Genomic DNA, 16046 nt, shown 5'->3' with positions numbered 1-16046 from the left:
GCGCTGTTAAGCTTATCGCTATGACTGCTTAGCTAGCTTAGCATCCCGTTCCAGCAGCGGCTTTAAGAAGCGCGCGGTATGGGATGTCGGATGCTGCGCCACATCTTCTGGCGTACCTGTTGCGAGGATAGTACCGCCGCCACCGCCGCCTTCTGGGCCTAAGTCGATAATCCAGTCTGCGGTTTTAATCACATCCAGATTATGCTCAATCACCACAATAGTATTGCCGTGGGATTTGAGACGATGCAGTACATCGAGCAACAATTGGATATCGGCAAAGTGCAGACCCGTTGTCGGTTCATCCAGAATATACAAGGTCTTACCCGTATCGCGCTTAGAGAGTTCCTTGGCAAGTTTCACCCTTTGCGCTTCACCGCCTGACAGTGTGGTCGCACTCTGGCCTAGACGCACGTAGGACAAACCGACATCCATCAGTGTTTGCAGTTTACGGGCAATCGCTGGCACGGCATCGAAAAACTCTCGCGCATCTTCCACTGTCATTTGCAGCACTTCGTGGATGTTCTTACCTTTGTAGCGCACCTCTAAGGTTTCGCGGTTATAGCGTTTACCCTTACAGGCGTCGCAGGGCACATACACATCGGGCAGGAAGTGCATTTCGACCTTAATTAAGCCATCGCCCTGACAGGCCTCACAGCGACCGCCTTTCACGTTAAAGGAGAAGCGGCCCACCTGATAACCACGGGTGCGGGATTCCTGCGTCGCGGCAAAAATCTCCCTGATAGGCGTAAAGATGCCAGTATAAGTGGCGGGGTTAGAGCGCGGTGTGCGGCCAATCGGGCTTTGGTCGATATCGACCACTTTATCGCACTGTTCCATGCCGACAATGCGATCGTAAGGCGCGGGCTCATCGACCGTAGCACCGTTGAGTTGCTTATGGGCAATTCTAAAGAAGGTATCGTTAATCAGGGTCGATTTGCCCGATCCCGATACCCCGGTCACGCAGGTAAACAGGCCTACCGGAACCGTTAAGTCGACATTGCGCAGGTTATTGCCGCGGGCGCCGTAAAGCTCAATCACTTGTTTTGGATCGTAAGGCGTACGTGGGGTGCTGATATGAATGTTGCGTTTGCCCGAAATATATTGACCAGTGACGGACTCATCGCAGGCGACAATTTTCTCGATCGGACCGTCGCAAATCACTTCGCCGCCGTGTACGCCTGCGCCGGGGCCGATATCTATAATATGATCCGCGATGCGAATCGCATCTTCATCGTGCTCCACCACGATCACTGTGTTACCTAAATCCCGTAGGTGGATTAAGGTCTGCAACAACCGCTCGTTATCCCGTTGGTGCAAGCCGATTGATGGCTCATCGAGCACATACATTACGCCGACGAGTCCAGCGCCGATTTGGCTGGCGAGACGAATACGCTGTGCTTCACCGCCTGAAAGAGTTTCGGCTGAACGCGACAGACTTAAATAGTTGAGGCCGACGTTAACGAGGAAGCCTAAGCGATCGCGTACTTCCTTCAATACCTTCTCGGCGATCTGTGCCTTTTGGCCGCTGAACTCAAGTTTGTCGAAATATTCGAGGGCTTCACCTATCGACCAAACGGTAAGTTTCGGCAGGTTAAGATCGCCAATAAACACGTTACGGGCTTCTTCACGTAGGCGCGAGCCGCCACAGCTTTGGCAAGCTTGAGTGTTGATAAACTTGGCTAATTCTTCGCGCACCGCGTTGCTTTCGGTCTCACGGTAGCGCCGGTCCATATTATTTAAGATGCCTTCGAAGGGGTGATTACGCACCACCACATCGCCACGGTCGTTGATGTATTTGAAGGCGATGCTGTCTTTGCCTGAGCCGTAGAGGACGATTTTTCTCACCTTATCCGACAGCTGTTCGAAGGGGACTTCGACATCGAACTTATAGTGGTCGGCGAGCGAACTCAGCATCTGGAAGTAATAGAAGTTACGTCTATCCCAGCCGCGAATCGCGCCGCCCGCAAGGGATAACTCAGGATTCGTGATTACTCTGTCGGGGTCGAAAAATTGTTGTACCCCTAAACCATCACAGGTGGGGCAAGCGCCAGCCGGGTTGTTAAAGGAGAAAATCCGTGGCTCAAGTTCGGCCATCGAATAACCGCAGTGCGGACAGGCGAAGTTAGCCGAGAAGATTAATTCTTCTGTGGTGCCTTCATCCATACTGGCGACCACGGCAATCCCACCGGAGAGTTCGAGCGCGGTTTCAAAGGATTCGGCGAGACGTTGCTGAATATCGCTGCGGACTTTAAAGCGGTCTACCACTACTTCTATGGTGTGCTTAACGTGTAAGTCGAGTGCTGGTGGATCGGTTAAGTCGCAGACTTCACCGTCGATTCGGGCACGGATATAGCCCTGCGCCGATAAGCCCTCGAGTAATTTTACGTGCTCCCCCTTACGACCGTTGACTACGGGCGCCAGTAGCATTAAGCGACTGTCTTCGGGCATTTCTAACACTTTATCGACCATCTGGCTCACGGTTTGCGCCGCCAGTGGCTGGCCGTGAGTCGGGCAGCGTGGTTCGCCCACACGGGCAAACAACAGGCGCAGATAGTCATAAATTTCGGTGATCGTTCCGACGGTGGAGCGCGGGTTATGGGACGTCGATTTTTGTTCGATGGAAATTGCTGGGCTCAAGCCTTCGATATGGTCGACATCGGGCTTTTCCATCAAGCTTAAGAATTGGCGGGCATAGGCAGAAAGAGACTCAACGTAACGTCGTTGGCCTTCGGCATATAAAGTATCAAATGCTAGGGAAGATTTGCCTGAACCCGATAACCCTGTGATAACGATTAACTTATCCCTTGGGATAGTCAGGTTGATATTTTTGAGATTGTGGGTCCGTGCGCCGCGTATTTCAATCTTATCCATCTATCGCTCAAGTCTTATGCTTAAAAAAATGAGCCTAAGTATCGCACAGTTCGGCGGCCGAGTTTAGTCGATTCTGTGATCTTGCTGACATGCCGATTGGGCGCGGTTGTAGGGCTGGTATTGCTGATAAAAGGTGATGCAGTTAGCGGATTAACTAAGATTAATCCGTATAACGACTTTGAACTTACCCAACTTCTGTAAGCATCGAGTTAACTATTTGTAGCCAATGGGCTTTTAGATAAGCCTTAAAAATAAAGGCCTAAGCGTACGCTAAGGTGCGCGCATCAGCATTGGCGCGGGGCAAAATCCGCTGTTTTACACTCTTGGCGTGGGTGGTTTTTCCTTTTGAGCAAACGCTTTTGGGTGTGTTAACATGCGCCCCCTAAAAGACTTCAATCCAGGGCAAAATCATGGGTAACAACGGACTTTCAGGAACCGAGAAAAAAGTCGCGTTTTCTTTAGCCAGCGTATTTGGTTTACGTATGATGGGCTTGTTTATGATCATGCCCGTCTTTGCACTCTATGGTCAGCATTTAGAAGGTTTCTCTCCCCTTTGGGTGGGGATTGCCATTGGTGCCTATGGCTTGACTCAGGCCGTTTTGCAGATCCCGATGGGGATTTTATCCGACAAGTATGGTCGTAAACCTGTTATCCTCGCTGGATTAGTATTGTTCGCCATCGGCAGCTTAATTGCCGCCAATGCCGATACCATTTACGGCGTGGTATTTGGCCGCGCCGTGCAAGGTATGGGGGCGATTGCCGCCGCTGTGTTGGCCTTAGCGGCGGATTTAACCCGAGATGAGCAGCGTACTAAGGTGATGGCCATTATCGGCATGTGTATCGGCGGCTCCTTTGCCCTGTCGTTACTCGTCGGCCCAATTGTGGCGCAGCATTTAGGCTTATCGGGTTTATTCCTGCTAACTGCAGGCCTTGCGGTACTTGGCATGTTGATTGTGCAGCTATTAGTGCCGAATCCGATTTCCCATGCACCTAAGGGCGATACCTTAGCGGCGCCCGCCAAGCTCAAGCGTATGTTGACCGATCCGCAGCTGTTTAGGCTCGATGCGGGCATTTTTATTCTGCATTTAGTGTTAACCGCGGTGTTTGTCGCCTTGCCGCTCGACTTAGTCGATGCGGGTCTGGTGAAAGAAAAACATTGGATGCTGTATTTCCCCGCGTTTGTGGGCGCATTCTTCTTGATGGTGCCGTTAATCATCATCGGGGTGAAGCGTAAGAATACTAAGGCAATGTTCCAAATTGCGTTAGTGATCATGATGTTTGCACTGGCTGCCATGGCTATTTTTGCCAACAACCTCTGGGTATTGAGCGTGGCCGTGCTGCTGTTTTTTACCGGCTTTAACTACCTTGAGGCGTCGTTGCCGAGTTTGATTGCGAAATTCTGCCCAGTAGGTGAAAAAGGCTCGGCCATGGGCGTCTATTCGACCAGCCAATTCTTAGGCGCCTTCTGTGGCGGTATGCTCGGCGGCGGTGCGTTCCAATTAGTCGGCGCCGTGGGCGTGTTTATCGTCGCGCTGGTATTGATGGGTGTTTGGTTATTATTGACCCTAGGGATGAAAAATCCTGTGCTGCTTAAGAGTTACACCTTAGAGGCCGAAGTGAAAGACAAGGCCCAAGCGCGGGATATGGCGTCGCAGCTGTCACAATTGATGGGTGTGGTCGAAGCGATTGTGGTGCTAGACGAGAAAGTTGCTTATCTCAAAGTTGACGAGCATTTCGATTTAAGAGAAGCCCGAGCTGTGTTAGGCTCTGCTCAATAATATGTGTTATTGCCGCGAGTTTTAGGGAAGCGGATTTTCCCTTGCGGCAACAATTATAAACAACATACTGAATTAATAGATTATTTAAAGAATCGCAGGAGATTTCAATGGCCAGTCGTGGTGTTAACAAGGTAATTTTGGTTGGCAATTTGGGACAAGATCCAGAAGTACGTTACATGCCAAACGGTAACGCAGTCGCTAACATAACAGTAGCGACCAGCGAATCGTGGAAAGACCAACAAGGTCAACAGCAAGAGCGTACTGAATGGCACCGTGTGGTTCTGTTTGGCAAGTTGGCTGAAATTACGGGTGAGTACCTGCGTAAAGGTTCACAGGTTTACCTCGAAGGTAAACTGCAGACGCGTAAGTGGAAAGACCAAAGCGGTCAAGACCGTTACAGCACTGAAGTGGTTATCGACCAAAGCGGTAGCATGCAAATGTTAGGCGGCCGCAATCAAGGCCAAAGTCAAGGTCAAGGCCAAGGTGCTCCTATGGGCGGCATGCAACAAAACGCGGGTTACCAAGCGGCTCCGGCTCAAACTGCGCCAGCACAAAACCAATACGCACCAGCACAGCAAAGTTACCAAGCACCTGCACAGCAGCCACAATCTGGCTACAATCAGCAGCCTGCTCAGCAAAGCTATGGCCAGCAACAGCAATCCCATGCTCAGCCACAACAGAGTGGTTATGCGCCTAAGCCTGCTGCACCAGCGTATCAAGCGCCAGCGGCACCTGCACAACGTCCAGCGCCACAGCCACAACAAAACTTCACCCCAGATTTGGATGATGGTTGGGACGACGATATCCCGTTCTGAATGACATAAAGTAATTATTGTTAACTAATTCTTAAATTGTTCTAGTTAACTAATTGGTTTTAAAAAATATAAATGAAAATTTAAGCCCTTTAAGTGTGTAAGCATTTGAAGGGCTTTTTCGTTTTATGTGACTTTGTGTTTTTATAAAATCGTATAACTTTAAAAGTTGTGAAGATAAAAGTTTGTAGCTACTCTTATTTTGTCAATAAGGATGGTGCAATGAAAATAGAGCTAGTCACACACGAAACGGGCGAACAGATACCAATGATGCTGGATGATTCTGGTATGCCAGTTGTCTTACCTAATGAGTTTATTCTTGCCAGACGCTCCTTCAGTACAAATACATTGGTTCGGAATTTGAGAGAGCTTTCAGTGCTCTATCGCTGGCTGGATAAATCGAATTGTGACCTATCTACGAAATTGATGGCTCAGAACTCATTCAACGAAGCAGAATTAAGAGGTGGATTGGTCGAAGCGTTAAGAATTGATCAAGCCAATGGGCGTATAAATGTTGTAGCACCTAATACCTTCAATCAACGGTTAACGACTATCAGACAATTTATTAGTTGGTGCATGGATGTATTGATAAGTCAGTTGCCGTTGTCTTCCCTAGACTATGAACGTTTGAGAGAGCGAAAGTCATTTTTTCTAAAAATGCTGGATGGTAGCTTTATGTCTGCCACACCAATGAAAAAAAGTCTTCGTAAGGGGTTAAATGAGTTAGAGGTTGACTTCCTGCTTGCCGTGTTGCATCCCGATGCTGAGCAGGGATTTGGACGAGATCCTGCTGTAAAGTTTAGAAATTATGTATCTGTAGGGTTAATGTTATTTTGTGGTCTAAGGCCAGGTGAGTTGCTTAGCCTCAGGGTAGAAGATGTTCAAGTTGGTGCGATTTCGGCGATACAGGTTGAACGTAGGCCATCGGACCCCCTAGATGTAAGACGACCCAGGCCTCAAATAAAGCGTAATGGTAGACTTATTCCGATTGAGAGTCGGCAGTTTGCTTTTGCATTAAATGAGTACATTGTTACCTGGCGTGAAGTGCTTGAAAGCAAAAATAACTACGAATCAGACTATTTAATATTGAGTGATGAGGGAGCGCCCTTGTCACAATCCTCAATTACACAGTTTTTCCAGTTATTGCGAACGCAATATGTTGACCGTCTTCCCGAAAACTTAACGGCCAAGTCTCTTCGACATACATTCTCATCCCGGCTTGAGAGGGTTCTTAGAGCTTCAGGAATGGATGAGCAGCGTAGACGAGAAGCGCTGGCCTTTCTGCGTGGCGATAGTAGTTTAGATTCACAAGACATTTATATTGCCCAAGAAGTGGAGGAGCAAGCGGTTAAGTCATTGAGGCGGTATCAGGCAGATATGATGTCCGAGAGGTAGCCAAAGTGAACACGAAATTATCGAAAACACAAGCTGTAGAGCAGTCTTGGTCTGAGAAGCAGGTTCTAGTTACTCGAGAGGGGAAAACAATTGATATATCAGGCGATAAATGGTTGCTCCCCATAGTGATTCGTGCCCACTCAACTCTCGATTTTGGCAAAATCTCAAATTTACAGCTGAGAAATGCGTTGAAGCACTATGTATCTGACCAGGTTAGGCGTATTTCAACATCCGCTGGATACAGCGTTTATCAAGTTGTATGGAGGCTAGTTCTTAGGGATTGGGGAAAAGATAATCAACCGGAAAGTGCTAAAGAACATCTTATTGGTTTATTTGAGAAATCTATCAACATTCAGCGCTCTCGGCACAAACTTTGGACGATATATGAGCTAATTAGGTGGTATATCTGGTGTTCTGACAACATTTCAGATAGTACATTTTCAGATGCCTATGCGGCTGAACTTGAGGCAATGGTTATACCCGGAGGTCCAAAGGGCGAGGCAGTTAGGATGTCCGATCCCGATATGGGGCCATTACATAAATCATTAGAGCTCTCTCTTTTGATTGCTGCGCTAAAAGAGGACAAGAGTCTAGAGTTTGAGCATCTCCAACAAAAGGCTGTTATGGCTTTGTCACTAGCTTTCGGCCGAAACCCTGCAAACCTGACATACCTGAGGGAGGGTGATCTCGTTAAGCTTGATCCATTGAACGAAGACCCCTGTTATATCATTCGGATGCCGCGTATTAAGAAGAGATTTCTTAATCCCCGCGATGACCTGATAGATGAATATTTAGATCCCTATTTCGGAAGAATTCTAGAAAATCTTGTCGAGCAAAATAACTTATTGCCTCTTAGCTTTAATGGTACAGACTTCTCTACCCCAGATAATCGACCTCTTCTAATAAAAATAAGTGGTAACCGTGTTGCCATGTGTTCTCTAGATTCAGAGAATATTTTCAATATGACGAGCGGTGATATATCTCGTTTAATTACAGCCTTTATAAAACGTCATAATATCATTTCCCCTCTTACTGGTGAATTAATGCATGTCACACCAAGGAGGTTACGATATACCTTGGCAACAGGCCTGGCGACAGAGGGAATCAGCAGGCGTGAGCTAGCCAGGATATTAGATCATACGGATACTCAGTATGTAGGGGTCTATTTTGATGTTGCGGGAACTGTTGTTGAGCATCTCGACAAGTCGATGGCAAAAGGATTCTCGAAGTACCTCAATTTCTTCAAAGGTAAGCTTATTGATAATGATGAAGACGCTATCAATGGTGAGCGAGATGACAAGCACCTGACGTTTGTCGATGAGCAAAATCCAGATGATCAGTCTGATATTGGTGTGTGTGGGGAGTCTAGTGTCTGCCACCTTGATCCTCCTTATTCATGTTATTTGTGCCCTAAATTTCAGCCTTATCGTCATGCTGATCATGAGCATGTTTTGGAATGTCTTCTGGTCGATCGTGAAGAGCGTTTAAAAAAGTACGAGAATGCACGATTGGGCATACAGCTTGATGAGGTGATAGCTGCGGTTGCACAGGTGGCACAGCTTTGTGAAGAAGGAGGTAGCAATGTCTGATGGTCGCTCAAATCGTAAGGCCAAGGTTATTCCCTTCATTGATCGTCTTGAGCGCGATAGAAAGGCAAATACCCAGGCTTTGGTCGATAAAGCTAAGCTAATGAAGCAGGAAGGGTTTGAGTCGGTTTTTTGGGGTAATCCTGTGTGGCAAGTGAATGCTGGCCGCCTAGTCAAGCTTACGGGTAAAAACGCCAAAACTGCGTCGTTTGCTTTTACGCTTCCCCCTAAACTTGGCTCAGAACCTCTACGTCATGACTGGGAGGAGGTTGCCAAGGCATTACTGATTCTTCGATTCCACAGAAAACATCAATCAACACCCAATCAGCGTAACTTCATTACCGCTGTTGGGTATATCTCATTTGCAGCTAACCAACTGGGGCAGGAACTGACCAAACTCACGCCAGAAGCGCTAGACGATGCGTGTGGATTAATTTCAAAACACTACAGTGACACCACTGCCTACAACCTTCACAAGCATGTTGCAGAGTTCGCTGCACACTGTGATGCGAATGGTTTGTGCAGGGTGCTGTTGCAGTATAAATATTCGAAGATAGTACGCCCAGTGAATACAGGAGGTCTGAATCATAAAAGGCTGGATGATCCTGACGTTCTGGAGACCAAATCCGAGAAGCTTGTTGCTCCTGCCGTGTTTCGGGTTATCGGTGAGCTCTATTTGACGGTTCCAAAAGAACATAAATACAGATTGTATGTCCTGATATTGACTCTGCTTGCTTGTACTGGCCGCCGCTTTAGTGAGATTTCATTACTTCCGCTTCAAGAAGTTACGTTAGACCAAGACCAAAAAGCCTTCATAGAATATTTCCCTCGAAAGGCTAGTCTCGGTGATCTATTTACACCTAAAAGAAAACTCTACTTGCCGTCAGAGGTCGTAACAATAGTTAAAGATGTACTTGATGAGGTACGCGCGGCAACAGATTCGGTGAGAATTACCGCAGAGGAAATGCATCGTTCTCGCGGCCCCGATATTCGTTTTTTGAATAAAATTCCAGAGAAAAGAAAGTTATACATTGATGACCTGTTAAAAATGGGGATAAGCAGCAATACCATTTGTTCTACTGGATGGATTCGAAAGATTGGTCTTGTTTGGCAGGACCATGAGCGAGTGACCAAGCAAGGGAAAAAGCCTAATAACCCTATTTGCTACACAAATAAGGACGCTGTCAAAGCGTATTGTTTTAGAGACTTTTCTGAAAAACTACTACGAGCATTCCATATTGATCAATTTGGTAAAGAATACTATCTGAAAGATCTTTTATTTATTCGCTCATTGGGACTTTCTACTGGAAGCTATGCTCACTGGTTAGCTACAAGCTGTAGCCAGTCTATGTTCACCACATTTCTCCGTTATTTCCCTGCTCTTGCTGCTGAATACGCTTCCAATAGTATCGAGGTAGATTTTACCAGTCACCACTTCCGCCACACGCTCAATACTTTACTTGATGAAGGTGGGTTAAGTGATCTTCTGCAAACCGAATGGTTTGGGCGAACCAATCCCAGGGACACCAAAGCCTATCAGCATACATCCCGCGAAAAACGTGCACTGATGCTCCGCGAAGATATCAAAAAAGGCTTGGTCGGTGGTCTATTGGCTGAGCAACTCAAAGTAGTTCCGGTAGAAGTACAGGATACCATTCTTAAAGCACGCATTCAGGCTGTGCATGATGTCGGTACAGGTATCTGCGTCCACAACTTTTCTCAAACACCCTGCGAGCGCCATTTACAATGTTCGGCAGATTGTAAAGACTACGTGTGGGTCAAGGATGATAAGGGTAGGCTGGACGAGCAGAAGCGCCAATATGCCCTTACCGCATTGGCCCGAAAAAATGCTGAGAAACAGTTAAGTAGTAACAAGCCCAAAAAGAGCGCTGATTGGATAGCTGATAACGATAAAAAACTCAAAACGCTGGCTGTGCAACTGGCTGATAACGGGGTGGAGCACTTTGATCCCGAACAATATTTAAACGAGGTAGAGCATGGTTAAGCGCTTCAGACGCATGTCCGATAGTGACATCAATACAATCGTAGCTGATTTGGATCGCTGGGCACTTGGCGAGCTTGGAGCAAAACTCACCTGGGCTGTTCTAGAAGAACGTTTTGGCTTTAGTCGTCAGTCACTCCAAGCCAAATCTGAAATTAAAGCCGCTTATGACAATGCCAAACAAGCATTGTCGGGTGGTCTCGTGAAAACCAAAGCGCAGGCAACGAAAGAGGCGGAAGAGCTTCAGGTAGAGGTGGATCGCCTCAAAGCGGAACTAGAAGCCTACAAGAGAAAAGAAGCTCAATGGTTACGCCGCTGGCAGCAAATCGCCTTCCATGTGCGGCAGAAGGGCATGCAGATGATCAGCGTTGATAAAGCCCCGTTAGAGGGAGTTGAACTGCCTTCTAATACTGAAACTGCGAAAATCCTCCGGCCGTTTGATAAAGAGATTCCACCTTCTGGGAGGGGGTAGAACACCATGACCGGCGTGATATCCAGAACAGAATTGTTGCCGAGCTAAATCCCATTGCTTCAGACTGGGGCGTAGAATGATGACGATTACAATCAAGCTGATTGTCTAAAATGGAAGGCAATACTTGAGCCGGATCACCTCGTTCTCTTCAAAACTGAAAATGGACAACGGAATGAAGAACACACAGTGATGTAGTATTCATTAAAAATCCTAGGCTTACGAAAAAAGCTTCAATGCGGGATTAATTAAGATAATGTATTCTTGGATATAAATTTTCTTGGAATTGCTGTGCTAACTCTTAAAGCACAAAGCACTTTTTCTAAAAGCAAGTAATCAGATGGAGGTTGCATTGAACGTTCCTCTTCAAAAGAAAACTGAGGCTGGAGTGCTGTACACTCGTATACCTGTGATTGAATCCAGGTTAACGGAACTTAGCTCTCTTTCAGATGGAGATTTGGTAAAACTGTGTAAACAAAGTAGGGCACATCCGCAATACGTTCCCAGTGAATGCCTTCTTTACTTCGTTCGACGGTGTGTAGCAAACCCATCCCTTTTTGAACAGCTCTTCACGGTTCTTTCCGAACGAATTCTTAGGAAACTTCCGAGGCCTGAAAGCCAAGGTGGAAACACCATATCAATGACGAATAGCGATATTAGAGAGGGAGTGTATGATCGTTTCATTGAGATGCTTTTGAGCGACAAAGCTGGTTACGAGGAGCGATTGGACATGTTCGAAGTGCGTTTTGATCTGGCTTTATCGAGATTAAAAACAGATGCTCAAAGGAAATCTTATCGGGCTGAGAATCGAAATACCGATTTGGGATTTGATGATGATTCAGCCGACCTTAATTCAGAAGTTGAGACTGCATCTGAGGGGTATAATCCTTTTGAGGTAACAGATATCGATAACTATCTTTACCGTTGTAGGCTTGATGTAGCGATTGAGGCTCTACCTGGACTACAGAAAAGAATTATTGAAATGACCCGATTAGATATTCCAATAGACTCGATAGACCCAAATGAGGTGACTATTTCCAAAGCACTCAATAAGGCCGAAAAGACCATTCGTAATCAAAAAAAGAAGGCACTTGCAAGTCTTCGTATACTGCTTCAAGGGGACCTATAATGACAGGACTTTCACCTCAAGCATCCTTGGAAGAGGTACTAGAGTCATTCTCTATAGAGCATGATGTAGGTACAGCTACCTTGCAAAAATATCTTACTGCATATCCAGTATTTTCTAATGAAATCATCGATCTATCTCGCGAAATGGCAAGAACATTAGCGGAGGATGAGGAACCACTATCCGATTATGATCGCTGCTTGATCCGTTCGGCCGTCACACGCATCCAAAATGCGCCAGGAAAAGCGATAGTAGATCCATTCGCTGATCTGTCAGCTCAAAAAATGCGTGATATCTCTAAAGCACTAAACTTACCTCGACAGGTACTCATGGCATTTAGGGAACGAACTGTAGCTGTCGGATCTATTCCTCAGCGATTTTTGAGCAGATTAGCTGAACTGCTGCAAAGCACTGTACAGCAGCTGACAATCTCACTTGAACAGCCGCCCATGGAGGTTGCAGGAAGCTATAAGTCCGAAGGGAAACCGTGCAATGTCGAGAAGATTTCTTTCGAACAGACCCTTCGAGATGCTGATCTGTCTGAAGAGGATATCACTACCATAATGGAAGAGGACATTTAACGTGCAAGCCGTGGAATTAGCACGCGAGGCCGCTGCTGCTCTACATGATCAAGCTGTAGCTGCCGGACATGACCCATGGAAACCATACGAGTTTGCTGTTGCAGAGGCGGACAGAAGAGGCTTTGACGTAGAGAGCACAAAGAAAGGCTCACCCAGCCTCAGAGGCGCGCGAGCACGTTTCTTCCCAATGGAGAAGTTCATTCTCCACGAAAAATGCACAACCCGTTTTGAACAAGCGTTCCTAGTTGCCCATGAAATCGGTCACGCTGAACTTGGCGACGGCATTGAAGAGGAGGAAGACCAAGGTTATACTATAGACCCAACAAGAACCTCAGAAGCTTCTCCAATGGGGGCTGAGCGGGTTGTAGACTATAGTCGCAGGCAGCGTCGAGAGGTCCAAATGGATCTATTTGCGCGTGAGTTTCTGCTTCCCCGGCATGTAGTTAAAACGCTTTATCTGAACGGGATGAGTGCGTTAAGTATTGCAGAGAAGCTTGGTGCGCCATTCGATGTGGTTGCGCAACAGATCTTTGATGCATTGTTACTACCCCCACCTTTACCTGAAGATACAGAGCCCGCGATTGAATACCCATTGAATGCAGAGCAGGATAAAGCTGCCGCCCATCGAGGCCCCGCCTTTCTGCTTGAGGCCGGGCCTGGTACGGGTAAGACTCAGACTCTAGTGGGACGGGTAAAAGGATTGCTTTCCGATGGCGTAGATCCACGAAAAATTCTTTTGCTGACGTTCTCTAACAAAGCTGCGGGAGAAATGGCTGAAAGGATCGCTCGTATTGACAGGAAAGCTGCGGCTGCAATGTGGATTGGCACTTTCCACTCATTCGGCCTCGATCTGATTCGTCGATTTCACGACGAAATGAATTTGCCACTCGACCCTCGACTGCTGGACCGGACGGAAGCAGTAGAACTGCTAGAACATGAGTTTCCTGTATTAGATCTGGTTCATTATCGCAATCTTTACGATCCAACCCGGGTGATTGCTGACATCCTCACCGGCATCTCTCGTGCCAAGGACGAGGTAGTCGATGCAAATACCTACCTCGCGTTGGCACAGGCCATGCGCGATAGAGCTGTTGGTATTGAAGATATAGCAACGGCAGAAAAAGCCATTGAAGTCGCCAAAGTATACGCCACTTACGAAACCCTCAAAAGGCAGGCTCGATGCATTGACTTTGGGGACTTGGTTTCATTGCCAGTGACGCTTCTTGAAGAAAATGAAGCCATTCGATCTCACATCCAATCCACTTATGAGCACGTTCTAGTCGATGAATATCAGGATGTGAACCATAGCAGCGTAAGACTGCTAAAAGCCCTTTGTGGCGATGGCGAAAACTTGTGGGTGGTTGGAGACGCTAAGCAGTCAATCTATCGCTTCAGAGGCGCTTCGTCATTCAACATGACTCGTTTTGGGAATGAGGATTTCCCAGGCGGGTTGCGATATCGTTTAAAAACGAACTACCGGTCCGTACCCGAAATAGTGTCGGCATTTTCAAATTTTGCGCTGAATATGGCTGTGGGGAATGCTGACAGTGGCTTAAATGCAGAACGGGCAAGCGATGCCCATAAACCTGAGCTGCGTTGCGTAGATCAAGGATTTCTTCAAACGCCTTCTATTGCGGACGCGATAAAGGAGATGCAGAACTTCGGTTACAAATACAGTGATCAGGCAATCCTGTGCACAGGCAATGAGAAGCTTTCAGAAATCGGGCAACAACTCGAGCACTTAGGCATCCCTGTGCTTTACTTGGGAAGTGTATTTGAGCGCCCCGAGATTAAGGATTGGCTGACACTGCTCTCCCTCTTAGTAGACCGTCGTGCAATGGGCTTGGTGCGAATAGCTTGCCTGCCTGAGTTTACAATGTCACTAGATGATGTTGGCAGTATTCTTACACATCTGCATGAAGATGAAACCGGAAGTGACTGGAAAACCAAAATCGATGACTTCCAGATCTCAGACGATGGGCGCACAGCGTTAGTTCGGCTTGTCAAAACACTGAGCGGCTTTAGCGCAAATGACTCTCCCTGGAGCGTGCTGGCGACTGTACTTTTAGACAGGACGAGAATCGCGGCCCGCATGGCAATATCAACGGACTGCAATATCCGTTCCCAATGCATAGCAACTTGGCAGTTGCTCAATTTTTTACGAGCACAACCCTCCAGTGGTGAAGGGGCATTTATCACTCGTACATTAGATCGTATCCGCCGTTTGGTTCGGCTAGGGGATGATCGCGATCTTCGGCAGCTTCCGGCGGCAGCACAAAGCATTGATGCCGTGCGCCTCATGACCATTCATGGAGCAAAGGGGCTCGAATTCCCTGTAATTCACTTACCCGGCATGAACGCAGACACTTTACCAGGTAATACGCAGAAGCAGGTTTGCCCACCACCCAATGGCATGATTGCGGGGGGGGGGGAATCCAACGCCAAGGAACAATTTAATCTGGAGTATAAGGCGGAGAGAGAATGCTTATTCTACGTTGCCTTATCCAGAGCTGAAGATCGGGTATTTCTCTATGCTACTACGCGGAACGCTGCTGGTAGCGCCAGAAAGTTATCCGACTTTTTAAACCGTATTGGACCCAGCTTGGTTCAAAATAACGTGAAACCTCTACATGCGGTAACCGAAAAAACCGAATCATTACCAGTGGACTGGGTTGTCAGCGGAGACCTAGTTCTAAGTGGTGCTCAGATTTCCCTATATGAGTCCTGTCCTCGCCGTTTCTTCTATACACACATTCTCCAAATCGGAGGACGACGTACTCAAACGCCATTCCTAAAGATGCACGATGCAGTTCGTAATGTATTCCAAGAGTTGGTCAACACCGCCTCTATAAAAATGACTGACATAGAAGACCGAGTCACGCAGGCATTTGCTGTCGAAGGCCTAGCTGAACACGGTTACGCTTCTGAATTTAAGTCACTGGCTATTGGTATGGTTAGTTATTTCGCTTCGATTAGGGAAGGCCACAGCTCTGAAGCAACTTGTGCCTTTACAATGAAGTTTGGGGAAACCACTATCACCGTACAACCTGACGATGTTTTGGTTTATCCAGATGGACGCAAAACATTTCGCCGAGTGAGAACTGGACATAAAAGAGATAAAGAAGAATTTGACCTAGGCGCGGCTGCCTTTGTACTCGCAGCACGACAGGCTTTCCCTGATGCAATAGTGGAGCTAGTACATCTTTCTGACCAAACAGTCACCCCAATCGTTCTGACAGCTAAGCAGTTGGATAATAGGCATAAAAAAATCATTAACACCCTTGACTCAATAACTAAAGGAGTCTTTCCCGCAGAATCATCATCTCGAGTATGCCCCTCCTGCCCGGCATTTTTTGTATGCGGATTAACTCCTGCGGGTGTGTTTCAAAAAAAATCTTAAAAAAATTTACCGGTCTGATTGACCTG

At 47.1% G+C, this 16046-nt stretch carries 10 protein-coding genes; 9 read left to right on the top strand and 1 reads right to left on the bottom strand.

All coding sequences use genetic code 11. From position 1 onward, the window contains the following. Nucleotides 1–18: 18 nt before the first annotated feature. Nucleotides 19–2871, bottom strand: coding sequence for an excinuclease ABC subunit UvrA (gene uvrA / locus N5E87_RS18315; protein WP_011718372.1), 2853 nt, complete (start codon nucleotides 2869–2871; stop codon nucleotides 19–21). A 410-nt stretch (nucleotides 2872–3281) separates the two neighbouring features. On the opposite strand from uvrA, the gene N5E87_RS18310 reads away from it, so the two are divergent. The 9 genes from N5E87_RS18310 to N5E87_RS18270 all read left to right on the top strand — a co-directional run bounded on the left by N5E87_RS18310 (nucleotide 3282) and on the right by N5E87_RS18270 (nucleotide 16020). After that, the gene (locus N5E87_RS18310; RefSeq protein ID WP_088210090.1) at nucleotides 3282–4649 is read left to right on the top strand and encodes an MFS transporter; all 1368 of its coding nucleotides are present in this window, start codon (nucleotides 3282–3284) and stop codon (nucleotides 4647–4649) included. A 107-nt stretch (nucleotides 4650–4756) separates the two neighbouring features. Continuing rightward, nucleotides 4757–5464, top strand: a complete 708-nt coding sequence (gene ssb / locus N5E87_RS18305) for a single-stranded DNA-binding protein (RefSeq protein ID WP_011718370.1) — start codon at nucleotides 4757–4759, stop codon at nucleotides 5462–5464. A gap of 219 nt (nucleotides 5465–5683) precedes the next feature. After that, nucleotides 5684–6856: a site-specific integrase gene (locus tag N5E87_RS18300; RefSeq protein ID WP_113601976.1), complete on the top strand. Its 1173-nt coding sequence runs from the start codon at nucleotides 5684–5686 to the stop codon at nucleotides 6854–6856. A gap of 5 nt (nucleotides 6857–6861) precedes the next feature. After that, entirely contained in the window at nucleotides 6862–8445 is a 1584-nt protein-coding gene (locus N5E87_RS18295; protein ID WP_279775638.1) for a site-specific integrase, read from the top strand. Then, nucleotides 8438–10447, top strand: a complete 2010-nt coding sequence (locus N5E87_RS18290; protein WP_279775637.1) for a hypothetical protein — start codon at nucleotides 8438–8440, stop codon at nucleotides 10445–10447. Before N5E87_RS18295 ends, N5E87_RS18290 begins: the two co-directional genes overlap by 8 nt. Continuing rightward, the gene (locus N5E87_RS18285; protein ID WP_113601979.1) at nucleotides 10440–10916 is read left to right on the top strand and encodes a protein kinase; all 477 of its coding nucleotides are present in this window, start codon (nucleotides 10440–10442) and stop codon (nucleotides 10914–10916) included. The genes N5E87_RS18290 and N5E87_RS18285 overlap by 8 nt, the downstream gene beginning before the upstream one ends. 349 nt (nucleotides 10917–11265) lie before the next feature. Then, nucleotides 11266–12042, top strand: a complete 777-nt coding sequence (locus N5E87_RS18280; RefSeq protein WP_217894846.1) for a hypothetical protein — start codon at nucleotides 11266–11268, stop codon at nucleotides 12040–12042. After that, nucleotides 12042–12620 (top strand): hypothetical protein, encoded by a 579-nt coding sequence (locus N5E87_RS18275; RefSeq protein WP_220125469.1) that lies wholly within the window; start codon nucleotides 12042–12044, stop codon nucleotides 12618–12620. Before N5E87_RS18280 ends, N5E87_RS18275 begins: the two co-directional genes overlap by 1 nt. Nucleotide 12621: 1 nt before the next feature. Then, on the top strand, nucleotides 12622–16020 hold the full coding sequence (locus tag N5E87_RS18270; RefSeq protein WP_113601981.1) for a UvrD-helicase domain-containing protein: 3399 nt from the start codon (nucleotides 12622–12624) through the stop codon (nucleotides 16018–16020). The last annotated feature ends 26 nt before the right edge of the window (nucleotides 16021–16046 follow it).

It is taken from the genome of Shewanella sp. GD03713, assembly GCF_029843705.1.
Classification (GTDB): Bacteria; Pseudomonadota; Gammaproteobacteria; order Enterobacterales; family Shewanellaceae; genus Shewanella.
This window is presented reverse-complemented; position numbering and strand designations above follow the sequence as displayed.

What these genes read in the sequence shown, in the direction of transcription:
- N5E87_RS18300 (WP_113601976.1), top strand. Translation starts at nt 5,684, where the DNA reads ATGAAAATAGAGCTAGTCACACACGAAACGGGCGAACAGATACCAATG.
- N5E87_RS18290 (WP_279775637.1), top strand. Translation starts at nt 8,438, where the DNA reads ATGTCTGATGGTCGCTCAAATCGTAAGGCCAAGGTTATTCCCTTCATT.
- uvrA (WP_011718372.1), bottom strand. Translation starts at nt 2,871, where the DNA reads ATGGATAAGATTGAAATACGCGGCGCACGGACCCACAATCTCAAAAAT.
- N5E87_RS18275 (WP_220125469.1), top strand. Translation starts at nt 12,042, where the DNA reads ATGACAGGACTTTCACCTCAAGCATCCTTGGAAGAGGTACTAGAGTCA.
- N5E87_RS18310 (WP_088210090.1), top strand. Translation starts at nt 3,282, where the DNA reads ATGGGTAACAACGGACTTTCAGGAACCGAGAAAAAAGTCGCGTTTTCT.
- ssb (WP_011718370.1), top strand. Translation starts at nt 4,757, where the DNA reads ATGGCCAGTCGTGGTGTTAACAAGGTAATTTTGGTTGGCAATTTGGGA.
- N5E87_RS18285 (WP_113601979.1), top strand. Translation starts at nt 10,440, where the DNA reads ATGGTTAAGCGCTTCAGACGCATGTCCGATAGTGACATCAATACAATC.